This is a genomic window from Enterobacter sp. CC120223-11, assembly GCF_900215375.1.
Classification (GTDB): domain Bacteria; phylum Pseudomonadota; class Gammaproteobacteria; order Enterobacterales; family Enterobacteriaceae; genus Scandinavium.
In genome coordinates this window covers 235,659-259,611 of sequence record NZ_OBEF01000005.1, presented here as the reverse complement: position 1 = coordinate 259,611, position 23,953 = coordinate 235,659, and the positions used below count along the sequence as shown (strand labels likewise).

Below are 23,953 nucleotides of genomic sequence, written 5' to 3'. Positions count from 1 at the left end.
GTCACTGCTTTTTTGCATTTATTTAACGACGCGCTATTTGATTGACTTTAAAAATAGTCAACCACGAAAATATCAGGCTGCTAAAAATCGGTATCGTGAACAACCGGTGAATGTTAAATGTTTATTAAGAATGTCAATGAAAGGTTTTTGGGGTGTATCGGGCTGTTTTAAAAAGAGTCTATAAAATTTGTTATTGAATTCAGAAAGATGAAATCCTGGAATTTTTTCTATGCTGGTTTTCGATAGCGGTGAAAATCTTTATTTTGTGATCGGATGCACGCTTTTATGCGCGGTATTTCGCGTCATTTGCAGTTTTGTCTGATTGTTCACAGTTTAGTGAAAAGTGGAAAAAGAGTCCGGTCGAAAAATATTTAAACATTTATTCACCTTTTCGCTACTTATTGTTTGAATTCACGGGGCGTCACCGTATAATTTGTCCGCTTTTTGATGCTTGACTCTGAGCCTCAAAGAACGTTTTATACGACACGCGGCATACCTCGAAGGGAGCAGGAGTAAAAACGTGATGTCTGTGTCGCTCTTGAGTCGAAACGTTGCTCGTAAGCTTCTGTTCATTCAGCTTCTGGCGGTAACCGCAAGTGGATTGCTGTACTGCCTCAAAGACCCCTTCTGGGGCATCTCCGCAGTATGTGGAGGTTTGGCGGTTGTCGTGCCAAATGCATTGTTTATGATTTTTGCCTGGCGTCATCAGGCGCATACACCTGCCAAAGGCCGCGTGGCCTGGTCTTTCGCCCTCGGCGAAGTGTTCAAGGTGTTGCTGACCTTTGCCCTCCTCGCGGTGGCGCTGGCGGTTGTTAAAGTGGTATTTTTGCCGCTGATAGTGACGTGGGTTTTGGTGCTGGTGGTACAAGTTCTGGCACCAGCTGTAATCAACAACAAAGGGTAAAAGGCATCATGGCTTCAGAAAATATGACGCCGCAGGAATACATAGGTCATCACCTGAATAACCTTCAGCTTGATCTGCGTACTTTCTCGCTGGTGGATCCGCATAACCCCCCGGCCACCTTCTGGACGCTCAACATTGACTCCATGTTCTTCTCGGTCGTGCTGGGTCTGTTGTTCCTTGCCATGTTCCGCAGCGTTGCGAAAAAAGCGACCAGCGGTGTTCCAGGGAAGTTCCAGACGGCTATCGAAATGATCATCGGCTTCGTCCATGGCAGTGTCAAAGACATGTACCATGGTAAGAGCAAGCTGATTGCGCCACTGGCACTGACCGTCTTCGTCTGGGTTTTCCTGATGAACCTGATGGACCTGCTGCCAATCGACCTGATTCCTTACATCGGCGAACATTTCCTGGGCCTGCCTGCGCTGCGCGTGGTGCCGTCTGCGGACGTGAACATCACCCTGTCGATGGCGCTCGGCGTATTTATCCTGATTCTTTTCTACAGCATCAAAATGAAAGGCGTTGGCGGCTTTGTTAAAGAGCTTACCCTGCAGCCGTTCAATCACTGGGCGTTCATTCCGGTCAACCTGATCCTGGAAGGCGTCAGCCTGCTGTCCAAACCGGTTTCTCTCGGTCTGCGACTGTTCGGCAACATGTACGCAGGTGAGCTGATTTTCATTCTGATAGCCGGCCTTCTGCCGTGGTGGTCACAGTGGCTTCTGAATGTGCCTTGGGCCATTTTCCACATCCTGATTATCACGCTGCAAGCCTTTATCTTCATGGTTCTGACGATCGTCTATCTGTCGATGGCGTCTGAAGAGCACTGATTCTTTACCAACACTACTACGTTTTAACTGAAACAAACTGGAGACTGTCATGGAAAACCTGAATATGGATCTGCTGTACATGGCTGCCGCTGTGATGATGGGTCTGGCGGCAATCGGTGCTGCGATCGGTATCGGCATCCTCGGGGGTAAATTCCTGGAAGGCGCAGCGCGTCAGCCGGATCTGATTCCTCTGCTGCGTACTCAGTTCTTTATCGTTATGGGTCTGGTGGATGCTATCCCAATGATCGCTGTCGGTCTGGGTCTGTACGTGATGTTTGCTGTCGCGTAGTAAGTAGTCATCAAATTTTAAGAGGTATTGTGCTGTGAACATGAACGCAACAATCCTCGGCCAGGCCATCGCGTTTATTCTCTTTGTCTGGTTCTGCATGAAGTACGTATGGCCGCCATTAATGGCTGCCATCGAAAAACGTCAGAAAGAAATTTCTGACGGACTGGCTTCCGCAGAACGCGCAAAAACAGATTTGAGCCTTGCACAGGCCAACGCGACCGACCAGCTGAAAAAAGCCAAAGCGGAAGCCCAGGTGATCATTGAGCAGGCAAACAAACGCCGCGCTCAGATCATGGACGAAGCGAAAGCTGAAGCAGAACAGGAACGTAGCAAAATCGTTGCCCAGGCGCAGGCTGAGATCGACGCCGAGCGTAAACGTGCTCGCGAAGAACTTCGTAAGCAGGTCGCGATTCTGGCTGTTGCTGGTGCCGAGAAGATCATCGAACGTTCCGTGGATGAAGCTGCTAACAGCGACATCGTGGATAAACTTGTCGCTGAACTGTAAGGAGGGAGGGGCTGATGTCTGAATTTGTAACGGTAGCTCGCCCCTACGCCAAAGCAGCTTTTGACTTTGCGGTCGAAAACCAGAGCGTAGACAGCTGGCAGGATATGCTGGCGTTTGCCGCCGAGGTCACTAAAAACGACCAAATGGCAGAGTTACTTTCTGGCGCTCTGGCGCCGGAAACGCTCGCAGATGCGTTTATCGCCATCTGCGGTGAGCAGCTGGACACCAACGGCCAGAACCTGATTCGGGTGATGGCAGAAAACGGTCGTCTGAAGGCGCTCCCGGATGTTCTCGAGCAGTTCGCGCATTTACGCGCCCTGAGTGAAGCGACCGCCGAAGTCGAAGTGACTTCTGCCTCCGCACTGAGTGACGAACAGCTCGCGAAAATTACTGCCGCGATGGAAAAACGTCTGTCACGCAAAGTTAAGCTGAATTGCAAAATCGATAAATCTGTAATGGCAGGCGTCATCATCCGTGCGGGTGATACGGTCATTGATGGCAGCGTACGCGGCCGTCTCGATCGCCTTGCAGATGTATTGCAGTCTTAAGGGGACTGGAGCATGCAACTGAATTCCACCGAAATCAGCGAACTGATCAAGCAGCGCATTGCTCAGTTCAATGTTGTGAGTGAAGCTCACAACGAAGGTACTATTGTTTCTGTAAGTGACGGTGTTATCCGCATCCACGGTCTTGCCGACTGTATGCAGGGTGAGATGATTTCCCTTCCGGGTAACCGTTACGCTATCGCACTGAACCTGGAGCGCGACTCCGTAGGTGCAGTTGTGATGGGTCCATACGCTGACCTCGCAGAAGGCATGAAGGTTAAGTGTACTGGCCGTATTCTTGAAGTGCCGGTTGGCCGTGGCATGTTAGGCCGCGTGGTGAACACCCTGGGTGCGCCAATCGACGGTAAAGGTCCGGTTGATAACGATGGCTTCTCGCCAATCGAAGTTATCGCACCAGGCGTTATCGATCGTCAGTCCGTAGACCAGCCTGTTCAGACCGGTTACAAATCCGTCGATGCAATGATTCCAATCGGCCGTGGCCAGCGTGAGCTGATCATCGGTGACCGTCAGACCGGTAAAACCGCGATGGCAATCGATGCGATCATCAACCAGCGTGATTCCGGTATCAAATGCGTGTACGTGGCTATCGGCCAGAAAGCGTCCACCATTTCTAACGTGGTTCGCAAACTGGAAGAGCACGGCGCACTGTCCAACACCATCGTGGTTGTTGCTACAGCGTCCGAATCTGCTGCACTGCAATACCTGGCACCATATGCCGGTTGCGCAATGGGCGAATACTTCCGTGACCGCGGTGAAGATGCGCTGATCGTATACGATGACCTGTCCAAACAGGCTGTTGCTTACCGTCAGGTTTCCCTGCTGCTCCGTCGTCCACCAGGACGTGAAGCGTTCCCGGGCGACGTATTCTACCTCCACTCTCGTCTGCTGGAGCGTGCATCCCGCGTTAACGCTGAATACGTTGAGAACTTCACCAAAGGTGAAGTGAAAGGTAAAACCGGTTCCCTGACCGCGCTGCCAATCATCGAAACCCAGGCGGGTGACGTTTCCGCGTTCGTTCCGACTAACGTAATCTCGATTACCGATGGTCAGATCTTCCTGGAAACCAACCTGTTTAACTCCGGTATTCGTCCGGCGGTTAACCCGGGTATCTCCGTATCCCGTGTGGGTGGTGCTGCTCAGACCAAGATCATCAAGAAACTGTCCGGTGGTATTCGTACCGCGCTGGCACAGTATCGTGAACTGGCTGCGTTCTCTCAGTTCGCATCCGATCTGGACGAAGCAACCCGTAAGCAGCTGAGCCACGGTCAGAAAGTGACCGAGCTTCTGAAACAGAAACAGTACGCCCCAATGTCTGTAGCACAGCAGGGTCTTGTTCTGTTCGCGGCTGAACGCGGTTACCTCGAAGATGTGGAACTGGCAAAAATCGGTAGCTTCGAAGCCGCTCTGCTGGCTTACGTCGACCGTGACCACGCTCCGCTGATGCAAGAAATCAACCAGACTGGCAACTACAACGACGAAATCGAAGGCAAGCTGAAAGGCATCCTCGATTCCTTCAAAGCAACCCAGTCCTGGTAACGTCTGGCGGCTTGCCTTAGGGCAGGCCGCGAGATATTGAGGAGAAGCTCATGGCCGGCGCAAAAGAGATACGTAGTAAGATCGCAAGCGTCCAGAACACGCAGAAGATCACTAAAGCGATGGAAATGGTCGCCGCGTCCAAAATGCGTAAATCGCAGGATCGCATGGCAGCCAGCCGTCCTTATGCTGATACCATGCGCAAAGTGATTGGTCACCTTGCCAGCGGCAATCTGGAATATAAGCACCCATACCTGGAAGAACGCGACGTTAAGCGCGTGGGCTACCTGGTGGTGTCCACTGACCGTGGTCTGTGCGGCGGCTTGAACATTAACCTGTTCAAGAAAGTGCTGGCAGATATGAAAGCCTGGTCCGACAAAGGCGTTCAGAGCGAACTCGCGATGATCGGCTCGAAGGGCGTGTCTTTCTTTAATTCCGTTGGCGGTAACGTGGTTGCTCAGGTGACAGGCATGGGGGATAACCCTTCCCTGTCCGAACTGATCGGCCCGGTAAAAGTGATGTTGCAGGCCTATGATGAAGGCCGTCTGGACAAGCTTTACGTTGTCAGCAACAAATTTATTAACACCATGTCTCAGGTTCCGACCATTACTCAGCTGCTGCCGCTGCCGGCATCAGAAGATGAGAGTCTGAAGCGTAAATCCTGGGATTATCTGTACGAACCTGATCCGAAAGCGCTGCTGGATACCCTGCTGCGTCGTTATGTCGAATCTCAGGTTTATCAGGGCGTGGTAGAAAACCTGGCCAGCGAGCAGGCCGCACGTATGGTGGCGATGAAAGCCGCGACCGACAATGGCGGCAGCCTGATTAAAGAGCTGCAGTTGGTATACAACAAAGCTCGTCAGGCCAGCATTACTCAGGAACTCACCGAAATCGTCGGTGGTGCATCCGCGGTATAACCAGGTTAATTCGTAGAGGATTCAAGATGGCTACTGGAAAAATTGTCCAGGTAATCGGCGCCGTGGTTGACGTCGAATTCCCTCAGGATGCCGTACCGCGCGTGTACGATGCTCTTGAGGTTCAGAATGGTAACGAGAGCCTGGTGCTGGAAGTTCAGCAGCAGCTCGGTGGTGGTATCGTGCGTACCATCGCAATGGGTTCTTCCGACGGTCTGCGTCGTGGTCTGGAAGTAAAAGACCTCGAGCACCCGATCGAAGTCCCGGTAGGTAAAGCAACCCTGGGCCGTATCATGAACGTCCTGGGTCAGCCGATCGATATGAAAGGCGACATCGGTGAAGAAGAGCGTTGGGCTATTCACCGTTCAGCACCAACCTATGAAGAGCTCTCCAGCTCTCAGGAACTGCTGGAAACCGGTATCAAAGTAATGGACCTGATCTGCCCGTTCGCAAAAGGCGGTAAAGTTGGTCTGTTCGGTGGTGCGGGTGTAGGTAAAACCGTAAACATGATGGAGCTGATCCGTAACATCGCGATCGAGCACTCCGGTTATTCCGTGTTTGCGGGCGTGGGTGAGCGTACTCGTGAGGGTAACGACTTCTACCACGAAATGACCGACTCCAACGTTCTGGACAAAGTATCCCTGGTTTACGGCCAGATGAACGAGCCACCAGGAAACCGTCTGCGCGTTGCTCTGACCGGTCTGACCATGGCGGAGAAATTCCGTGACGAAGGTCGTGACGTTCTGCTGTTCGTCGATAACATCTACCGTTACACCCTGGCCGGTACTGAAGTATCTGCACTGCTGGGTCGTATGCCTTCCGCGGTAGGTTATCAGCCAACACTGGCAGAAGAGATGGGTGCCCTGCAGGAGCGTATTACCTCCACCAAGACTGGCTCCATCACTTCCGTTCAGGCGGTATACGTACCTGCGGATGACTTGACTGACCCATCCCCAGCCACCACCTTTGCTCACTTAGATGCAACCGTGGTACTGAGCCGTCAGATCGCGTCTCTGGGTATCTACCCGGCCGTTGACCCGCTGGACTCCACCAGCCGTCAGCTGGATCCACTGGTTGTTGGCCAGGAGCACTACGACACCGCGCGTGGCGTTCAGTCTATCCTGCAGCGTTACCAGGAACTGAAAGACATCATCGCGATTCTGGGTATGGACGAACTGTCCGAAGAAGACAAACTGGTGGTAGCACGCGCACGTAAGATCCAGCGCTTCCTGTCCCAGCCGTTCTTCGTTGCAGAAGTCTTTACCGGTTCCCCAGGTAAATTCGTATCGCTGAAAGACACCATCCGTGGCTTTAAAGGCATCATGGACGGCGAATACGACCACCTGCCGGAGCAGGCGTTCTATATGGTTGGCACCATCGACGAAGCTGTTGAGAAAGCCAAAAAACTTTAACGCCTTAATCGGAGGGTGATATGGCAATGACTTACCACCTGGACGTCGTCAGCGCAGAGCAGCAAATGTTCTCTGGTCTGGTCGAGAAAATCCAGGTAACGGGTAGCGAAGGTGAGCTGGGTATTTACCCGGGCCACGCCCCGCTGCTCACCGCCATTAAGCCTGGTATGATTCGCATCGTGAAGCAGCACGGACATGAAGAGTTCATCTATCTGTCTGGTGGTGTGCTGGAAGTTCAGCCGGGTAACGTAACCGTACTGGCTGATACCGCTATCCGCGGTCAGGATCTCGACGAAGCGCGAGCCCTGGAAGCGAAACGTAAAGCGGAAGAGCACATCAAGAGCTCGCACGGCGACGTGGATTACGCTCAGGCGTCCGCGGAGCTGGCCAAAGCGATCGCCAAACTGCGCGTTATCGAGTTGACCAAAAAAGCGATGTAACACCGGCTTGAAAGCACAAAAGCCAGTCTGGTTTCCAGGCTGGCTTTTTTCTTGGTGATGATTCAGATGTAACTCTTAAGTGTGATGTATGTCACATAGATGTTGCGCAGGTCAAAAACCCGGCGTAGACTCTGTTTTGTGAGTTAGATCACACAACAATTGTGCTATGCAGGAATTACCATGAAACGCTTACATAAAATCATCGCGCTGTTCCGCAATCTGAGCTTCTAATCCTCTGTATTGTCGAACAAAAAGAACATGAGAAGGTCGCCATCAGGCGGCCTTTTTGTGTTTTAGCGCTCATTCAGGCTTGATTCAGGCATCGAAAGAACAACCAAAGCAGCAACATAGCGGCTAATCTTCAGATAATGGGTCTTTTTTTCGAGACAAATCACGCTACGATGGCTGAAAATAGCGTCATAAAATCGGTTTTGACTTTCACGTTGCACGTTTTCTCTGCATTCCATTTCATGACGAAAAATATGTAGAAATTTCAATGTGAAAGGTTTTAACTTCTCACTCAAACAGCTGTCAGGATGCTTATGTCAAACAGTGCGATGAGCGTAGTGATCCTTGCCGCGGGCAAAGGTACTCGCATGTATTCCGATCTCCCGAAGGTGCTTCATACCCTTGCGGGCAAGCCAATGGTTCAGCATGTTATTGATGCTGCTGATGAATTAGGCGCCACTCAGGTTCACCTGGTTTACGGCCACGGCGGCGATTTGCTTAAAGAAACGCTGACCGAAGGCAATCTGAACTGGGTGCTGCAGGCCCAACAGCTCGGCACCGGCCATGCAATGCAGCAGGCCGCACCGTTCTTTGCCGATGATGAAGACATCATGATGCTCTACGGTGACGTGCCACTGATCTCCGTGGAAACGCTGGAGCGTCTGCGCGCCGCGAAACCGCAGGGCGGCATCGGCCTGCTGACCGTCAAACTGGACGATCCGACCGGTTATGGCCGCATCACCCGTGAAAACGACAAAGTGACCGGCATCGTTGAGCATAAAGATGCCACCGAGGCGCAGCGTCAGATTCAGGAGATCAACACCGGTATCCTGATTGCAGGTGGGGCCGATCTGAAGCGCTGGCTGGGCAAGCTGGACAACAACAACGCGCAGGGCGAGTTCTATATCACCGACATTATCGCCATGGCGTACCAGGAAGGGCGTGAAATTGCCGCCGTTCACCCGGAGCGTCTGAGCGAAGTGGAAGGCGTGAACAACCGTCTGCAGCTTTCCCGTCTGGAGCGCGTTTATCAGAGCGAGCAGGCAGAAAAACTGCTGCTGGCGGGCGTGATGCTGCGCGATCCAGCGCGTTTTGACCTGCGCGGCACCGTAGCCCACGGGCGCGACGTGGAAATTGATACTAACGTTATTCTGGAAGGCAACGTCACCCTCGGCCATCGCGTGAAGATTGGCGCGGGCTGCGTGATTAAAAACAGCGTGATTGGCGACGACTGCGAAATCAGCCCGTACAGCGTAGTGGAAGATGCAGAACTGCACGCCGCCTGTACGATCGGCCCGTTCGCACGTCTGCGCCCGGGTGCTGAGCTGCTGGAAGGCGCTCATGTCGGCAACTTCGTTGAGATGAAAAAAGCACGCCTGGGCAAAGGTTCAAAAGCGGGTCATCTGAGCTATCTCGGCGATGCGGAGATTGGCGACAACGTGAATATCGGTGCCGGTACCATCACCTGTAACTACGATGGCGCAAATAAGTTTAAAACCGTAATCGGCGATGACGTGTTCGTCGGTTCCGATACCCAGCTGGTGGCGCCTGTCACCATTGGCAAAGGCGTAACCATTGCGGCGGGCACGACTGTCACCCGTAACGTTGCCGATAACGAACTGGTATTAAGCCGCGTGCCGCAGGTTAGCAAGCAAGGCTGGCAGCGCCCGGTGAAGAAGAAGTAAGTTTGCGTTTTTTTGTAGGCCGGATAAGGCGGTTACGCCGCCATCCGGCAATGCAAAGTGCCTGATGCACTTCGCTTATCAGGCCTACGGTTTTACAGGGTAGAGGGTAAAACATATTACCCCGCCCAAATTGCAGCACCCATAAAAACAACCCCACTCTCTACAAGGCTCGGGGCGCCGGAAATCACCGGAAAACACAGGTCAGCGACAACGCATGGCATCATGCCATTTCAGGAAATCTAACTATGTGTGGAATTGTTGGCGCAGTCGCGCAGCGTGATATTGCTGAAATCCTTCTCGAAGGGCTTCGTCGTCTGGAATACCGTGGTTACGACTCTGCCGGTCTGGCAGTGGTCGACAGCGAAGGTCATATGACCCGTCTGCGTCGCCTCGGTAAAGTACAAATGCTGGCTCAGGCCGCAGAAGAACACCCTCTGCATGGCGGCACCGGTATCGCGCACACCCGCTGGGCGACTCACGGCGAGCCGTCCGAAGGCAACGCGCATCCTCATATCTCCGACCACATTGTGGTGGTGCATAACGGCATTATCGAAAACCACGAGCCGCTGCGCGAGCTGCTGCAGTCCCGTGGCTACGTGTTCGCCTCCGAAACCGACACCGAGGTGATTGCTCACCTGGTGCACTGGGAGCTGGAACAGGGCGGTACGCTGCGTGAAGCCGTACTGCGTGCCATTCCGCAATTACGCGGCGCATACGGCACCGTGATTATGGATACCCGCCATCCGGATACTCTGCTGGCGGCCCGCTCCGGTAGCCCGCTGGTGATTGGTCTGGGCATGGGCGAAAACTTTATCGCCTCCGACCAACTGGCCCTGCTGCCGGTGACCCGTCGCTTTATTTTCCTTGAAGAAGGCGACATCGCGGAAGTGACCCGCCGCAGCGTGACCGTGTTTGCCAAATCCGGCGAGCAGGTAAAACGCCCGGACATCGAATCGAATTTGCAGTACGACGCGGGTGACAAAGGCATCTACCGTCACTACATGCAAAAAGAGATTTATGAGCAGCCAAACGCCATCAAGAACACCCTGACCGGACGCATCAGCCATGGTCAGGTGGATTTGAGCGAGCTGGGCACACAGGCTAACGATCTGCTTTCTAAAGTTGAGCATATTCAGATTGTGGCCTGCGGCACGTCCTACAACTCGGGCATGGTTTCGCGCTACTGGTTCGAATCTCTGGCTGGCGTGCCGTGCGACGTCGAAATCGCCTCTGAATTCCGCTACCGCAAATCCGCGGTGCGTCGTAATAGCCTGATGATCACCCTTTCCCAGTCTGGTGAAACGGCAGATACCCTGGCGGCGCTGCGCCTGTCGAAAGAGCTGGGTTACCTGGGATCGCTGGCAATTTGTAACGTGCCGGGCTCTTCGCTGGTGCGTGAATCCGACCTGGCGCTGATGACCAAAGCCGGAACCGAAATTGGCGTGGCGTCGACCAAAGCCTTCACCACTCAGCTGACCGTGCTGTTAATGCTGGTGGCGAAACTGGCGAACCTGAAAGGTCAGCCTGCTCAGATTGAGCACGACATCGTGCACGGCCTGCAAACGCTGCCGAGCCGTATTGAACAGATGCTGTCGCAGGATAAACGCATCGAAGCTCTGGCCGAAGACTTCTCTGACAAGCATCACTCGCTGTTCCTGGGCCGCGGCGATCAGTACCCGATCGCGCTCGAAGGCGCGCTGAAGCTCAAAGAGATCTCTTACATTCACGCCGAAGCTTATGCGGCTGGCGAGTTGAAACACGGCCCGCTGGCGCTAATTGACGCGGATATGCCGGTTATCGTTGTCGCACCAAACAACGAACTGCTGGAAAAACTGAAGTCCAACATCGAGGAAGTCCGCGCGCGCGGTGGCGTGCTGTACGTCTTCGCCGATCAGGATGCCGGTTTCACCAGCAGCGACAACATGAAAGTGATTGAAATGCCGCATGTGGAAGAGGTGATTGCGCCAATCTTCTACACCGTGCCGCTGCAGCTGCTGGCTTATCACGTGGCGCTGATCAAAGGTACTGACGTGGACCAGCCGCGCAACCTGGCGAAGTCCGTTACCGTCGAGTAAACACAAGGGAGCTCTGCCAGGCGCAGAGCTCCTTTCTTATTTACAGGCGAAACGCAGCGACCGCCAGCCGCAGCTGTTCAGCCTGCTCTTCAAGCGACGATGAAGCGGCCGCTGACTGTTCCACCAGCGAAGCATTCTGCTGCGTTACGCTGTCCATCTGGGAAACGGCCAGGCTGACCTGTTCGATACCCCGACTCTGCTCTTCAGACGCTGTGGTAATTTCCCCCATGATATTGCTGACGCGCGTCACCGCGGTCACTATCTCCTTCATGGTTTCCCCCGCTTCAGCCACCTGTTGCGAGCCGGTATGCACTTGGCTGACCGATGTTTCAATCAGCCCTTTAATCTCCTTCGCCGCCTGCGCGCTGCGACTTGCCAGGGTGCGGACTTCTCCGGCGACGACGGCAAAGCCTCTCCCTTGTTCACCTGCGCGAGCGGCCTCAACTGCCGCATTGAGCGCCAGAATGTTGGTCTGGAAGGCAATTCCGTCAATCACGCCGGTAATATGGGCAATTTGCTGCGAGCTTTCGGTAATTTTTTGCATCGTGCCGACGACGTCACTGACGGCAGTGCCGCCCTGAACGGCCGTTGCAGAGGCTGTGCTCGCGAGTTGTGCTGCCTGGCGTGCGTTGTCGGTATTCTGCCGCACCGTCGCGGTCAACTGCTCCATGCTGGCGGCCGTTTGCTCCAGCGAGGCCGCCTGCTCTTCCGTGCGTGATGAGAGGTCGTTATTGCCGGAGGCAATTTCGCTGGCTCCAAGGTAAATCGTATCTGAACTGCCGCGAACGGAGGTGACGGTTTGCTTGAGCTCCTGCTGCATGTGATTCAGGTTGTCAGCCAGGTGGGCAATCTCAAGACAGCCGCAGGCCTGATTACGGCGTGACAGGTCGCCACTGGCGATGATCCTGATATGTTCCACCACCGCCTGGAGTGGTTTCAGAAGCAGATTTTTCAGGCCATACCAGATGGCTGCCATGATGATCAACACGGCCACAAAAATGCCGACCAGCGTCCATTTCATGTTGTCGAACGCCTTTTGGTTCATTTCAGTCGCAGCGTGCAGCAAGTGTGTATTCTCCGTGCGCCACTGATGATAGCTCGCTTCGATGCTGTCCTGGGCCTGCTGCGCATCCAGATTTCCGTAGGCGGCATAGTTATCCTGCTGCAGGAAAGTGATGGACGCATTCAGTAAGCCAGACATCTCCCGGTACGACTTCTCCATTTCTTCAGCGAGTTTGCGCTGCTGCCCCTCAACGAGCGGCAGGTTTTTGTAGCGAGTGAACTGCTCTGCGGCCGTCGCCAGGGACGTTCTGGCGCTGGACAACAGCTTTTCTATGGCTGCCAGTGAGTCCGGATCGCGTTGTTCTTTCAGATAGCGGATCGCGACGCGATTGACCGTCACGCGGGTTTTAATCAACGTAGTTACGCTGTCGCTCAGGTTTTCCAGCTGTGAATTGAGGATGTCGGATTTCTGGAAATTCTGTTTGTCGTCGCTCACGGCGGAGTAAAACAGCGCGCCGGTAATAAGCTGAAGCGAACAGAAAAGGGCGAGCACGATAACGATGCCAGTCACGACGCGAAGGTTTTTTTGCACAGGATTTATCCATGAAATGTTGCGGTCTTATTAACAACATCGGAGATAACGGCAGAAGCTAAAGCTGTTTTTTTCGACATCTGAAAAATGACAATCTGTCATCTTCAGCTAACTTTTTCAGTGTCACAAAAAGAAAATATCACTGAAAAGCACATGTCATAATTCAATTTATATAATTGATATATAAAGATAAAAATTCAAAAATTTAACGCAAATACCGCATGTCATAAAAATGTCATAATTCGTACATTTAACTGTCACCTGTTTGACCTATTTTGCTCAACGTAGCCACTTAAACAACGATTTACGAAATCCACCAGGAGACATTATGAAAGTTATGCGTACCACTGTCGCAACTGTTGTCGCCGCGACCTTATCAATGAGCGCTTTCTCTGCTTTCGCAGCAGCAAGCCTGACAGGTGCTGGTGCAACCTTCCCTGCGCCGGTGTATGCCAAATGGGCGGATACCTACCAGAAAGAGACCGGCAACAAGGTTAACTATCAGGGTATCGGCTCCTCCGGTGGTGTGAAGCAGATTACGGCTAACACCGTGGATTTTGGTGCTTCTGATGCGCCTCTGGCTGACGACAAGCTGGCTCAGGAAGGCCTGTTCCAGTTCCCGACAGTGATTGGCGGCGTGGTGCTGGCGGTCAATCTGCCTGGCTTCAAATCCGGCGAGCTGGTGCTCGACGGCAAAACCCTGGGTGATATCTACCTCGGTAAAATTAAGAAGTGGAACGACGAAGCTATCGCTAAGCTGAACCCGGGCCACAAACTGCCGGATCAGAACATTGCCGTTGTGCGTCGTGCTGACGGCTCCGGTACTTCCTTCGTCTTCACCAGCTACCTGGCGAAAGTAAACGAAGAGTGGAAATCTAAAGTTGGCGCAGGCTCTACCGTAAACTGGCCAACCGGTCTGGGCGGAAAAGGTAACGACGGCATCGCCGCCTTCGTTCAGCGTCTGCCTGGCTCAATTGGCTATGTGGAATATGCTTACGCTAAGCAGAACAACTTGGCTTATACCAAGCTGATTTCTGCTGACGGTAAATCTGTGAGCCCGACCGAAGAGAGCTTTGCGAACGCGGCGAAAGGCGCGGACTGGAGCAAATCCTTCGCTCAGGACCTGACGAACCAGAAAGGTGACGATGTGTGGCCAATCACCTCTACCACCTTCATTCTGGTCCACAAAGATCAGAAGAAGCCAGAGCAGGGTGCAGAAGTGCTGAAGTTCTTCGACTGGGCCTACAAAAACGGCGCCAAAGAAGCGAATGCACTGGATTACGCGTCACTGCCGGATAGCGTGGTTGAGCAGGTTCGCGCCGCATGGAAGACCAACGTGAAAGACAGCAGCGGTAAAGCGCTGTACTAATTGGAAATTTAAACGAAAATGGCGGGTGGCACTGTTGCTTACCCGCTCTACGGTTTTAACTGTAGGCCCGGCAAGCTATAGCGCACCGGGCAACTTCGTAAAATTAACAGAAGAGTAATTTATGGCTGCAACCAAGCCTGCATTTAACCCACCGGGTAAAAAGGGTGACATCATTTTCGGCGCGCTGGTCAAACTGGCGGCGCTGATTGTGCTATTGATGCTGGGTGGCATCATCGTTTCCCTGATTTTCTCCTCCTGGCCAAGCATTCAGAAGTTTGGCTTCTCCTTCCTGTGGACCAAAGAGTGGGATGCGCCGAACGACATTTACGGTGCGCTGGTGCCGATTTACGGCACGCTCGTGACTTCCATCATCGCCCTGCTGATTGCCGTTCCTGTGAGCTTTGGTATCGCCCTGTTCCTGACGGAACTCGCGCCAAACTGGCTGAAGCGCCCGCTGGGGATTGCCATTGAGTTGTTAGCCGCCATTCCGAGTATCGTCTACGGCATGTGGGGCCTGTTTATCTTTGCGCCGCTGTTTGCGACGTATTTCCAGGAGCCAGTTGGCAACGTATTGTCCGCCATTCCGTTTGTGGGCGCGCTGTTCTCCGGCCCGGCGTTCGGTATCGGTCTGCTCGCCGCAGGCGTGATCCTCGCCATCATGATTATTCCTTACATCGCCGCTGTGATGCGCGATGTGTTCGAACAAACCCCAGTGATGATGAAAGAGTCGGCCTACGGCATCGGCTGCACCACCTGGGAAGTTATCTGGCGTATCGTTCTGCCGTTCACCAAAAATGGCGTGATTGGCGGCGTTATGCTTGGCCTCGGTCGCGCGCTGGGTGAAACCATGGCGGTGACCTTTATCATCGGTAACACCTACCAGCTCGACAGCGCCTCGCTGTACATGCCTGGCAACAGCATCACCTCTGCGCTGGCGAACGAATTTGCCGAAGCGGAATCCGGATTGCACGTTGCGGCGCTGATGGAACTGGGCCTGATCCTGTTCGTGATCACCTTTATCGTGTTGGCTATCTCCAAGCTGATGATTAAACGCCTCGCGAAAAACGAGGGGGCACGCTAATGGCGACTTTAGAAATGCAAACCAGCCCTGAGCTCATCGAATCCCGCCGCAAAATGCAGGCGCGCCGTCGTACCAAAAACCGCATCGCTCTGACGCTGTCGATGGCGACCATGGTCTTTGGCTTGTTCTGGTTGGTGTGGATCCTGCTTTCGACCATCACCCGCGGCATAGACGGTATGTCGATCGCGCTGTTTACCGAAATGACTCCTCCCCCAAACACTGCGGGCGGTGGTCTGGCGAACGCCCTGGCCGGGAGCGGCCTGCTGATCCTGTGGTCGACCATTATCGGTACGCCCATGGGCATCATGGCGGGCATCTACCTGGCGGAATACGGGCGTAAATCCTGGATTGCGGAAGTCATTCGTTTCATTAACGACATTCTGCTCTCCGCTCCGTCTATCGTCGTGGGCCTGTTCGTTTACACCATCGTTGTGGCAAAAATGCAGCACTTCTCAGGCTGGGCGGGCGTGATTGCGCTGGCGCTGCTGCAGGTGCCGATTGTTATCCGAACCACTGAGAACATGCTGAAACTGGTGCCGGACAGCCTGCGTGAAGCGGCATACGCGCTGGGCACGCCCAAGTGGAAGATGATTTCCGCCATCACGCTGAAGGCCTCTATTTCGGGGATCATGACCGGCGTACTGCTGGCCGTGGCGCGAATCGCCGGTGAAACCGCCCCGCTGCTGTTTACCGCGCTCTCCAACCAGTTCTGGAGCACCGACATGATGCAGCCGATTGCCAACCTGCCGGTGACCATTTTCAAATTTGCCATGAGCCCGTTTGCCGAATGGCAACAGCTGGCCTGGGCCGGGGTGCTGATCATTACCCTGTGCGTACTGTTGCTGAACATTCTGGCGCGCGTCATTTTCGCGAAGCAGAAACACGGTTAATTTTTTGCAGCGCGGCGGCATGCGGCGCTGGATGAGGAAGAGATTGAGATGAGTATGGTAAATACAACGCCGGGTAAAATTGCCGTTCGCGATTTGAATTTCTACTACGGCAAATTCCATGCCCTGAAGAACATCAACCTGGATATCGCCAAAAACCAGGTGACGGCATTTATCGGCCCGTCGGGCTGCGGTAAATCGACCCTGCTGCGCACCTTCAACAAAATGTTTGAGCTCTACCCGGAGCAGCGCGCGGAAGGTGAAATCCTGCTGGACGGCGACAACATCCTGACCAATACCCAGGATATCGCCCTGCTGCGCGCCAAGGTCGGCATGGTATTCCAGAAGCCGACGCCGTTCCCGATGTCGATTTACGACAACATCGCCTTCGGCGTGCGCCTGTTTGAGAAGCTGTCCCGTGCGGATATGGACGAGCGCGTGCAGTGGGCATTGACCAAGGCCGCATTATGGAACGAAACCAAAGATAAGCTGCACCAGAGCGGGTATTCTCTCTCCGGTGGTCAGCAGCAGCGTCTGTGCATCGCCCGCGGGATCGCGATTCGCCCGGAAGTGCTGCTGCTCGATGAGCCTTGTTCAGCGCTGGACCCGATTTCAACGGGCCGCATTGAAGAGCTCATCACCGAGCTGAAGCAGGATTACACTGTGGTGATTGTGACCCACAACATGCAGCAGGCGGCGCGCTGTTCCGACCACACAGCGTTTATGTATCTGGGCGAACTGATCGAATTCAGCAACACTGACGATCTGTTCACCAAGCCTGCGAAGAAACAAACTGAAGACTACATCACTGGCCGCTACGGTTGATTTGGAGTGCATATGGATAACCTCAATCTTAACAAACACATTTCCGGCCAGTTCAACGCAGAACTGGAGCATATCCGCACTCAGGTGATGACCATGGGCGGGCTGGTGGAGCAGCAGCTAAGTGATGCGATCACCGCGATGCACAACCAGGATCAGGAACTGGCGAAGCGCGTTATCGACGGCGACAAGCAGGTCAACATGATGGAAGTTGCCATTGATGAAGCCTGCGTGCGCATCATCGCCAAGCGTCAGCCGACCGCGAGCGATTTACGTCTGGTGATGGCGATCATCAAAACCATCGCCGAGCTGGAACGTATCGGCGACGTGGCCGATAAAATCTGCCGTACCGCGCTGGAGAAGTTCTCTCAGCAGCACCAGCCGCTGCTGGTGAGCCTGGAGTCGCTGGGCCGTCACACCGTGCAGATGCTGCACGACGTGCTGGATGCATTCGCGAGAATGGATCTGGATGAAGCGGTGCGAATCTATCGTGAAGATAAAAAGGTCGATCAGGAATATGAAGGCATTGTGCGTCAGCTGATGACCTACATGATGGAAGATTCCCGCACGATCCCAAGCGTACTGACGGCCCTGTTCTGCGCCCGCTCCATCGAGCGTATCGGTGACCGCTGCCAGAATATCTGCGAATACATCTTCTACTTCGTGAAGGGTCAGGACTTCCGTCACGTCGGTGGCGACGAGCTGGACAAGCTGCTGGCAGGGAAAGATCCGAAGGAGTGATAAATTAGCGCACTCCCTCTCCCCGGCCCTCTAGAAAACCGGACCGTTCCCTCTCCCTTTGGGAGAGGGTTAGGGAGAGGGGAAAATTACTGCGTAATCTCCCAGCCGCGAGCCTTCCAAAGGCCCGGCAGCTCATCCAGACGCGTAAAGGTCGTTACCTTCGGGTGAGCGATTGGCTGGTTATGCGGATCGGCGCAGAAGTAAAACACCTCCATTCCCGCCGCCACGCCTGACATCGCGCCCGCGCTGGAATCATCCACCAGTACGCAGTTTACCGGGTCCACGCTCATCGCTTTCGCTGCGTGATACATCAGCGCCGGATCGGGTTTCCAGGCCTGAATGTCATAGCCGCTGAACAGCTTTTCAGGGAAGTGGTGCAGCAAGCCAGTATTTCCCAGAGAGTGCTGCATTTTGCTTACCGGACCGTTGGAGACGATGCACATCGGCACCGCCATCGCATCCAGTAATTCGTTTGCGCCCTCAATCACTTCCAGCTCGCTGTCGAACAGCCGTGCGACCTCGGCGCGGTAAACCGGTTCCAGCGTCTCTTTCTCAAGAGCCACGCCGTACTCGGCATTAATGGTGTCGATAATCTCGTACAGCTTCACCCCCTTAAAGCGCTTAAAAATCGTTTCAAGCTCGAGGGTGATGCCAAACTCCCGGAACATGTGGACATAGGCCCGGGAACAAATCACTTCACTGTCGACCAGCGTGCCATCGCAGTCGAAGAATACCGCCTCAATACTGGACATGCCGTTTCCTGTTGTCACAAGTTTAACGTTTACGTAATACGATTTGCTCGACGCAATCGTTGCCGTATAAGCAAATTCAATGAAAAAAAATGCGTTCGAAGCGCCCCTATTGTCGCATTTTGGTATAGGATAGCGACGAATTTTCCCTCCTTTATGTTCGGAAGCAAGAAGATGAGCCAACAAGATAACACCCAGACGTCAGGTCAGGGTCTGCTTCAGCGCGTGTTTAAACTGCGCGAGCACGGAACGACGGCACGCACGGAAGTGATTGCCGGATTTACCACCTTCCTGACGATGGTTTATATCGTTTTTGTAAACCCGCAAATTCTGGGCGTGGCTGGCATGGACACCAGCGCCGTCTTCGTCACCACCTGTCTGATTGCTGCCTTCGGTAGCATCATGATGGGCCTGTTTGCGAACCTGCCGGTTGCGCTGGCTCCGGCAATGGGTCTGAACGCCTTCTTCGCCTTTGTGGTGGTCCAGGCGATGGGCCTGCCGTGGCAGGTGGGTATGGGCGCTATCTTCTGGGGTGCGGTTGGCCTGCTGCTGCTGACCATTTTCCGCGTGCGCTACTGGATGATTGCCAATATCCCAATGAGCCTGCGCGTGGGCATCACCAGCGGTATCGGCCTGTTTATCGGCATGATGGGCCTGAAGAACGCGGGCGTGATCGTGGCGAACAAAGAGACGCTGGTCAGCATCGGTAACCTGACGTCCCACAGCGTGCTGCTGGGCGTGTTAGGCTTCTTCATCATCGCTATTCTGGCTTCCCGTAACATTCACGCCGCGGTGCTGGTTTCTATCGTTGTGACCACCCTGCTGGGCTGGATGCTGGGCGATGTGCATTATGCAGGTATCGTTTCCGCTCCGCCGGATGTGACTTCGGTGATCGGTCATGTTGACCTGGCCGGTTCATTTAACCTCGGCCTCGCGGGCGTTATCTTCTCGTTCATGCTGGTTAACCTGTTTGACTCCTCCGGCACCCTGATCGGCGTGACCGACAAAGCGGGCCTGACCGACGACAAAGGCAAGTTCCCGCGCATGAAGCAGGCGCTGTACGTGGACAGTATCTCTTCCGTGGCCGGTTCCTTTATCGGAACCTCTTCCGTCACCGCATACATCGAATCCTCTTCCGGCGTTTCCGTTGGCGGTCGTACCGGCCTGACGGCTGTCGTGGTTGGCCTGCTGTTCCTGCTGGTGATTTTCCTGTCGCCGTTGGCTGGCATGGTGCCGCCGTATGCCGCCGCAGGTGCACTGATTTATGTGGGCGTGTTGATGACCTCAAGCCTGGCGCGCGTGAAGTGGGACGATCTGACCGAAGCCGTTCCGGCGTTTATTACCGCGGTGATGATGCCGTTCAGCTTCTCGATTACCGAAGGTATCGCGCTGGGCTTTATCTCTTACTGCGTGATGAAAATCGGCACCGGTCGTTTCCGCGACCTCAGCCCATGCGTGATTGTGGTTGCGCTGCTGTTCGTGCTGAAGATTGTGTTTATTGATGCACACTAAATAAAAGAAAGCCTTCCATCAGGAAGGCTTTTCTTGTTTGCACCCTCTCCCTGTGGGAGAAGGTATCAGCTACACAGCTTTTTTACGCTTTAACGCGCTGAATATACTCACCAAACGCGGTCAGCTGACCGGTCAGATGATCGAGCGTGCTCTGATCCACCACTTCACCCGTTTGCGGGTCGACCTTGTTCTGAATCACCCCGCCCATAAACTCTGGCTTGTTCATCACCATTGCATCCAGGAACACCAGGATCTGACGCAGATGGTACTGGCAGCGTGCGCCGCCAATGGCTCCCATCGAACTGGTCTGAATCAGTACCGGCTTCCCGGCCAGCGGTTGCTCAGGCAGGCGTGACAGCCAGTCGATAGCGTTTTTAAGACCGCCCGGCACTGAGTAGTTGTACTCTGGCGTGACGATCACGACGCCGTCGGCTTCTCGTATCTGCTTCGCCAGCGCTTCGACGCTTTGCGGGAACCCTTCTTCCTGCTGAATATCGGCATCGTATAGCGGAATATCGCCAATCGACGGCAGCGCGCTTATCTCCATGCCCGCCGGGGCGATTTTTGGCAGAGTACGCGCGACCATACCGTTAAATGAACCTTTGCGCAGGCTTCCCAGTAACGTAACAACTTTTAACGCTTCAGACATGATTACTCCTTTGGTTTTCATCATGATGGGTCAGTTCAGTATCAGGGCTTTTTCCGCAGGCAGGCTGGTGAAGCGCATCAGTCGCGCGGCGGGCTCTTTGGCGCGGATTTGCATGTCCGGCAGGCTTCGCCAGCCCGTTTTGCTGTCGAACTCCCAGGCCTTGAGCCTCTCGATAGCGGGCGTTGCCGCCACGGACCAGACCAGCACATCCTCCGCATCGCAGATTGCTTCAATCTTTAGCACCCGTGCCGCTCTCAGGCGACCGGAGCCCGGCAGCAGCTGAAGCTGTTGCTGCGAATTGGCCTGCGTTTCGCCTGTAAGTTTCAGCACACTCTGACGTAAAGCCTGCAGCTGAGTGCGGGCTTCGTTGGGATCGCTCTGGTTTTCGATCCACAGTGTTTCATTATTGCTGAAGGGATAAGTGTTCGCGGCGTCAGGACGGTGAAAATTGCGAGTAGCGCGCTGGAGCTCCATATCCAGACCGCATTCGCCTTCGGTGGTCAGCGCCACACCGACAATATTTCCGGCATAGGCTATCGAAAAACGGGGGTGGCTGCTGTCGCGAAAAACGGGTTTGCCGTCAGGGCGATGAATTATCTCCGGCAGTTCGCTTATGCCATAGAGCATAAATAGCAGTTCGGCGAGTAAGCTTCGGGAGGCGAGAAAGCGCGCCCGACGATGTTGAGGCAGCTGTCGCGCCTCGTTGTGACAGGTCGAAGAAAGCCGCACTGAGTGCAGATGCCCGTCGTTGAGGATCCCTCTTGCAAAATGCGTTGCCATTATGTCGCTCCGTGATTAATGGTCAGTGAGGCCGGTGAGATACCCTCATTATTACCCAGGTTGATGAGGTTTTAATGTTGAATAACAGAGTGGGAAAGTTCCCAGCCAGCATATTTACATTTCCTTAGCCGCAATAGTCTGTGGGTTCACAGATCGCGGGAATCACCGCTGAGCAGACCAGACTGAAACGCTTCACCATACAGCTGCCTAAACATCGACTTCAGCCAGATAATCTTCGGATTGTGGCCGTTGCGTTTGTGCCACATTAACGTGAACGGCACCGCCAGCTTTTGCAGCTGCGTCTCATCCAGAGGAATGGGGCGCGTCACCAGCTTCAGGCCGTGCTGTTGATTATAGTACTGGCAGTAAAAAGGCGCGGTGGCGAGCAGTGTATGACCGGGTTGGGCGGCCATAAACATCGATGCTTCAAAGCCTGGCAGACTCATGGCCATCTGACGCCGAAAACCCGACTCGTTCAGCACTTCGTCCAGCGCCCAGGTGTCGCTTTGCTCCCAGCAAATACTGATGTGCGGATAGCGCAGGAAAGTCTCCAGATTCCACTCTTCCTGAAGCGCCGGATGATCCTCACGCAGGTAAACGCGTGGCAGGTCGGTAAACAGCACTTCGAAGTCGATGAACCACGGCAGCAGGCTCAGTGATTCGCGCGAGCGCGGGTGGCTTTCCCGGCCGGTAAAGCCCAGATCCACCTCGCCGCGCACGATGGCATCCAGCGAATCGTAATCCCAGTTGCGCAGGCGAACCGTTGCCTGGGCATAACGCTCGTGGATCTGCTGCGTCAGCGCATTGAAAGCAATAAGCATCAGCGGTGATTCCGCGGCCAGTTCAAAGGTGAGCCCGCGAGGCGTGTCGTAGTGTGGCTTATCCAGCAGCTGGTGGCTCATCTGCATCCAGTCGGCCAGGTCCTGCTCCATGCTGACGGCCAAAGGCGTGGGATGCAGCCCCGTCGGGGTTTTCACAAACAGCGGGTCGTTAAACCAGTCCCGCAGCTTTGCCAGCGACTTGCTGACGGCGGACGGCGTCACGTTCATCCGTTTTGCCGTCTTGCTGACGCTGCGCTCCTGCAGCAGAAGCTGCAGGCAAAAGAGGAGGTTAAGATCGAGACTGGTCAGGGATTTTTTCATGGTCCGGCGTGCCTGCCTGCGCAGACACAAAGGTAATCAACAGAATACAGACCATGCTACAGCTAATCAGAATCCCGATCAGCATATTCAGTGCGCCGACGCCGGAAATGGCGGCAAGCCAGATGTACAGCGATGAACCGCATACCTGAGCAATACCCAGAACCGAACTCGCTACCCCCGCCCGCTGGCTGAATGGTCCTAAAGCCTGGCTCATCGTTACGCCAAAGCCCAGTGAAAAGCCTGCGCAAATCAGTGTCAGGCCCATCAGCGTGACGTTTGTGGTTGTGGCTGAAACCAGAACGACCGCCGCTACGAGAAACAGCCCCTGCGCCACCAGCATCAGCGTACGCTGGCTGAACTTCGTCAGGGCAAACGGCGTGGAGAAAGCCACGACCATGCTCACCAGCGCCGTCAGCGCCATGATGGTGGAGTATTCTCCGCGGTCGAAGTGCAGGACATCCATCAGCAGCACCGGGGAAATATTCACGTAGGTCAGAATGGCGGTAACGCTTAGCGTGGTGATCGCGACCCGACTGATAAAGAAGCCGCTGGAGAGCGATTCTGCCGTTGAAGCGGGTGCGGCATCAGGCGTGGCGCAGGCACCAGGATGCGTCTCTTTCAGCACCAGCGTGGAGAGCAGACATACGATGACACCCATTGTTGCCATCACCCAGAACAGCATCTGCCACGGGAATTTCAGCATGATCAGGTTTCCGAGCACCGGTGCCAGCACTGGAATGATGCAGGTGATACCGTTTAGCAGCGACAGCACCTTCGCACGACGGCGGTCATCCAGGGTGTCGCGCAAAACGGCGAACGCAACGACGTAGCAGCCGCCCGCGCCGATGCCCTGAATAAAGCGCCCGACCAGAAACATCGTACTATTGATGGCGCTGGCACAGAGCACAGAGGCCAGCGCAAACACAATCGCGCCGCAGATAGCGACCGGCTGACGCCCGGCTTTGTCGGCGATGCGTCCTGCAATCAGCATTGAGGTGGCCATCCCGGCCAGGTAGACGGAGAACGCTATATGTAGCTGCGCTTCGCTGGCCGACAGATCCACGGCAATACGCGGCAGGCCAACGAGGTACATATCGATCCCGGAGGGATAAAGCAGGATAAGAGCGAAGCTGCACAACAGGAAACGGGCCATAGTCACCTCACAGAAAAGTTCGGCGAGGATACGGGGGTTTAGGCAGGGATACGAGTTGCCGTTTGGACAACGGTGTTTTCCATTACGGAAAAATGGATG

General features: G+C 54.5%; 23 protein-coding genes. 17 read left to right on the top strand and 6 right to left on the bottom strand.

The window, feature by feature from the left end; genetic code table 11:
- The first annotated feature begins 523 nt into the window (after positions 1 to 523).
- The 11 genes from atpI to glmS all read left to right on the top strand — a co-directional run bounded on the left by atpI (position 524) and on the right by glmS (position 11,375).
- Entirely contained in the window at positions 524 to 904 is a 381-nt protein-coding gene (gene atpI / locus CRO87_RS08490) for a F0F1 ATP synthase subunit I (protein ID WP_097162490.1), read from the top strand.
- An 8-nt stretch (positions 905 to 912) separates the two neighbouring features.
- The gene (gene atpB, locus CRO87_RS08485) at positions 913 to 1,728 is read left to right on the top strand and encodes a F0F1 ATP synthase subunit A (RefSeq protein WP_097162489.1); all 816 of its coding nucleotides are present in this window, start codon (positions 913 to 915) and stop codon (positions 1,726 to 1,728) included.
- Between the two features lie 49 nt (positions 1,729 to 1,777).
- Positions 1,778 to 2,017: a F0F1 ATP synthase subunit C gene (gene atpE / locus CRO87_RS08480; protein ID WP_000429386.1), complete on the top strand. Its 240-nt coding sequence runs from the start codon at positions 1,778 to 1,780 to the stop codon at positions 2,015 to 2,017.
- 34 nt (positions 2,018 to 2,051) lie between these two features.
- Complete coding sequence (gene atpF / locus CRO87_RS08475; RefSeq protein ID WP_097162488.1) at positions 2,052 to 2,522, top strand: F0F1 ATP synthase subunit B; 471 nt, start codon at positions 2,052 to 2,054, stop codon at positions 2,520 to 2,522.
- Positions 2,523 to 2,536: 14 nt separating this feature from the next.
- Positions 2,537 to 3,070, top strand: a complete 534-nt coding sequence (gene atpH / locus CRO87_RS08470) for a F0F1 ATP synthase subunit delta (protein WP_097162487.1) — start codon at positions 2,537 to 2,539, stop codon at positions 3,068 to 3,070.
- Positions 3,071 to 3,082: 12 nt separating this feature from the next.
- Complete coding sequence (atpA, locus tag CRO87_RS08465) at positions 3,083 to 4,624, top strand: F0F1 ATP synthase subunit alpha (protein WP_097162486.1); 1,542 nt, start codon at positions 3,083 to 3,085, stop codon at positions 4,622 to 4,624.
- A gap of 50 nt (positions 4,625 to 4,674) precedes the next feature.
- Positions 4,675 to 5,538 (top strand): F0F1 ATP synthase subunit gamma, encoded by an 864-nt coding sequence (gene atpG, locus CRO87_RS08460; RefSeq protein WP_097162485.1) that lies wholly within the window; start codon positions 4,675 to 4,677, stop codon positions 5,536 to 5,538.
- Positions 5,539 to 5,564: 26 nt separating this feature from the next.
- Complete coding sequence (gene atpD / locus CRO87_RS08455) at positions 5,565 to 6,947, top strand: F0F1 ATP synthase subunit beta (RefSeq protein WP_097162484.1); 1,383 nt, start codon at positions 5,565 to 5,567, stop codon at positions 6,945 to 6,947.
- A gap of 20 nt (positions 6,948 to 6,967) precedes the next feature.
- Entirely contained in the window at positions 6,968 to 7,387 is a 420-nt protein-coding gene (locus CRO87_RS08450; RefSeq protein ID WP_097162483.1) for a F0F1 ATP synthase subunit epsilon, read from the top strand.
- 542 nt (positions 7,388 to 7,929) lie between these two features.
- Positions 7,930 to 9,300, top strand: coding sequence for a bifunctional UDP-N-acetylglucosamine diphosphorylase/glucosamine-1-phosphate N-acetyltransferase GlmU (glmU, locus tag CRO87_RS08445; protein WP_097162482.1), 1,371 nt, complete (start codon positions 7,930 to 7,932; stop codon positions 9,298 to 9,300).
- A gap of 245 nt (positions 9,301 to 9,545) precedes the next feature.
- A complete protein-coding gene (gene glmS / locus CRO87_RS08440) occupies positions 9,546 to 11,375 on the top strand; it encodes a glutamine--fructose-6-phosphate transaminase (isomerizing) (RefSeq protein WP_097162481.1) in 1,830 nt (609 codons plus the stop codon).
- A gap of 40 nt (positions 11,376 to 11,415) precedes the next feature.
- Here the strand turns inward: glmS and CRO87_RS08435 are convergent, their stop codons facing one another.
- Positions 11,416 to 12,969, bottom strand: coding sequence for a methyl-accepting chemotaxis protein (locus CRO87_RS08435; protein WP_097162480.1), 1,554 nt, complete (start codon positions 12,967 to 12,969; stop codon positions 11,416 to 11,418).
- Positions 12,970 to 13,297: 328 nt separating this feature from the next.
- Between CRO87_RS08435 and pstS the strand changes: the two genes are divergently transcribed.
- The 5 genes from pstS (at position 13,298) to phoU (ending at position 17,869) form a co-directional block, all read left to right on the top strand.
- On the top strand, positions 13,298 to 14,338 hold the full coding sequence (gene pstS, locus CRO87_RS08430) for a phosphate ABC transporter substrate-binding protein PstS (protein ID WP_097162479.1): 1,041 nt from the start codon (positions 13,298 to 13,300) through the stop codon (positions 14,336 to 14,338).
- A 121-nt stretch (positions 14,339 to 14,459) separates the two neighbouring features.
- Entirely contained in the window at positions 14,460 to 15,419 is a 960-nt protein-coding gene (pstC, locus tag CRO87_RS08425) for a phosphate ABC transporter permease PstC (RefSeq protein ID WP_097162478.1), read from the top strand.
- Positions 15,419 to 16,309 carry a phosphate ABC transporter permease PstA gene (gene pstA, locus CRO87_RS08420; RefSeq protein WP_097162477.1) on the top strand — a complete coding sequence of 297 codons (891 nt, stop codon included), beginning with the start codon at positions 15,419 to 15,421 and terminating at the stop codon, positions 16,307 to 16,309. The genes pstC and pstA overlap by 1 nt, the downstream gene beginning before the upstream one ends.
- Positions 16,310 to 16,357: 48 nt before the next feature.
- On the top strand, positions 16,358 to 17,131 hold the full coding sequence (pstB, locus tag CRO87_RS08415; RefSeq protein WP_097162476.1) for a phosphate ABC transporter ATP-binding protein PstB: 774 nt from the start codon (positions 16,358 to 16,360) through the stop codon (positions 17,129 to 17,131).
- Between the two features lie 12 nt (positions 17,132 to 17,143).
- Positions 17,144 to 17,869, top strand: coding sequence for a phosphate signaling complex protein PhoU (phoU, locus tag CRO87_RS08410; protein ID WP_097162475.1), 726 nt, complete (start codon positions 17,144 to 17,146; stop codon positions 17,867 to 17,869).
- An 86-nt stretch (positions 17,870 to 17,955) separates the two neighbouring features.
- Here the strand turns inward: phoU and yieH are convergent, their stop codons facing one another.
- Positions 17,956 to 18,621, bottom strand: a complete 666-nt coding sequence (gene yieH, locus CRO87_RS08405; RefSeq protein ID WP_097162474.1) for a 6-phosphogluconate phosphatase — start codon at positions 18,619 to 18,621, stop codon at positions 17,956 to 17,958.
- 171 nt (positions 18,622 to 18,792) lie between these two features.
- Here yieH and adeP point away from each other — a divergent pair, with 171 nt between their 5' ends.
- Entirely contained in the window at positions 18,793 to 20,130 is a 1,338-nt protein-coding gene (adeP, locus tag CRO87_RS08400) for an adenine permease AdeP (protein ID WP_097162473.1), read from the top strand.
- An 82-nt stretch (positions 20,131 to 20,212) separates the two neighbouring features.
- Here adeP and CRO87_RS08395 read toward each other — a convergent pair whose 3' ends face one another.
- The 4 genes from CRO87_RS08395 to CRO87_RS08380 form a co-directional block, all read right to left on the bottom strand.
- A complete protein-coding gene (locus CRO87_RS08395) occupies positions 20,213 to 20,800 on the bottom strand; it encodes an NADPH-dependent FMN reductase (protein ID WP_097162517.1) in 588 nt (195 codons plus the stop codon).
- A gap of 9 nt (positions 20,801 to 20,809) precedes the next feature.
- Positions 20,810 to 21,559 (bottom strand): 4'-phosphopantetheinyl transferase superfamily protein, encoded by a 750-nt coding sequence (locus tag CRO87_RS08390; RefSeq protein ID WP_097162472.1) that lies wholly within the window; start codon positions 21,557 to 21,559, stop codon positions 20,810 to 20,812.
- A gap of 146 nt (positions 21,560 to 21,705) precedes the next feature.
- Positions 21,706 to 22,701, bottom strand: a complete 996-nt coding sequence (gene yidZ / locus CRO87_RS08385) for an HTH-type transcriptional regulator YidZ (protein WP_097162471.1) — start codon at positions 22,699 to 22,701, stop codon at positions 21,706 to 21,708.
- The gene (locus tag CRO87_RS08380; protein ID WP_097162470.1) at positions 22,670 to 23,854 is read right to left on the bottom strand and encodes an MFS transporter; all 1,185 of its coding nucleotides are present in this window, start codon (positions 23,852 to 23,854) and stop codon (positions 22,670 to 22,672) included. The genes yidZ and CRO87_RS08380 overlap by 32 nt, the downstream gene beginning before the upstream one ends.
- Between the last annotated feature and the right edge of the window lie 99 nt (positions 23,855 to 23,953).

Coding starts and splice junctions, on each gene's coding strand:
- glmS (WP_097162481.1), top strand. CDS start 9,546: ATGTGTGGAATTGTTGGCGCAGTCGCGCAGCGTGATATTGCTGAAATC.
- pstC (WP_097162478.1), top strand. CDS start 14,460: ATGGCTGCAACCAAGCCTGCATTTAACCCACCGGGTAAAAAGGGTGAC.
- pstS (WP_097162479.1), top strand. CDS start 13,298: ATGAAAGTTATGCGTACCACTGTCGCAACTGTTGTCGCCGCGACCTTA.
- atpG (WP_097162485.1), top strand. CDS start 4,675: ATGGCCGGCGCAAAAGAGATACGTAGTAAGATCGCAAGCGTCCAGAAC.
- CRO87_RS08380 (WP_097162470.1), bottom strand. CDS start 23,854: ATGGCCCGTTTCCTGTTGTGCAGCTTCGCTCTTATCCTGCTTTATCCC.
- atpH (WP_097162487.1), top strand. CDS start 2,537: ATGTCTGAATTTGTAACGGTAGCTCGCCCCTACGCCAAAGCAGCTTTT.
- yidZ (WP_097162471.1), bottom strand. CDS start 22,701: ATGAAAAAATCCCTGACCAGTCTCGATCTTAACCTCCTCTTTTGCCTG.
- atpI (WP_097162490.1), top strand. CDS start 524: ATGTCTGTGTCGCTCTTGAGTCGAAACGTTGCTCGTAAGCTTCTGTTC.
- atpE (WP_000429386.1), top strand. CDS start 1,778: ATGGAAAACCTGAATATGGATCTGCTGTACATGGCTGCCGCTGTGATG.
- atpB (WP_097162489.1), top strand. CDS start 913: ATGGCTTCAGAAAATATGACGCCGCAGGAATACATAGGTCATCACCTG.
- atpA (WP_097162486.1), top strand. CDS start 3,083: ATGCAACTGAATTCCACCGAAATCAGCGAACTGATCAAGCAGCGCATT.
- pstA (WP_097162477.1), top strand. CDS start 15,419: ATGGCGACTTTAGAAATGCAAACCAGCCCTGAGCTCATCGAATCCCGC.
- yieH (WP_097162474.1), bottom strand. CDS start 18,621: ATGTCCAGTATTGAGGCGGTATTCTTCGACTGCGATGGCACGCTGGTC.
- glmU (WP_097162482.1), top strand. CDS start 7,930: ATGTCAAACAGTGCGATGAGCGTAGTGATCCTTGCCGCGGGCAAAGGT.
- CRO87_RS08390 (WP_097162472.1), bottom strand. CDS start 21,559: ATGGCAACGCATTTTGCAAGAGGGATCCTCAACGACGGGCATCTGCAC.
- CRO87_RS08450 (WP_097162483.1), top strand. CDS start 6,968: ATGGCAATGACTTACCACCTGGACGTCGTCAGCGCAGAGCAGCAAATG.
- pstB (WP_097162476.1), top strand. CDS start 16,358: ATGAGTATGGTAAATACAACGCCGGGTAAAATTGCCGTTCGCGATTTG.
- atpD (WP_097162484.1), top strand. CDS start 5,565: ATGGCTACTGGAAAAATTGTCCAGGTAATCGGCGCCGTGGTTGACGTC.
- CRO87_RS08395 (WP_097162517.1), bottom strand. CDS start 20,800: ATGAAAACCAAAGGAGTAATCATGTCTGAAGCGTTAAAAGTTGTTACG.
- phoU (WP_097162475.1), top strand. CDS start 17,144: ATGGATAACCTCAATCTTAACAAACACATTTCCGGCCAGTTCAACGCA.
- adeP (WP_097162473.1), top strand. CDS start 18,793: ATGAGCCAACAAGATAACACCCAGACGTCAGGTCAGGGTCTGCTTCAG.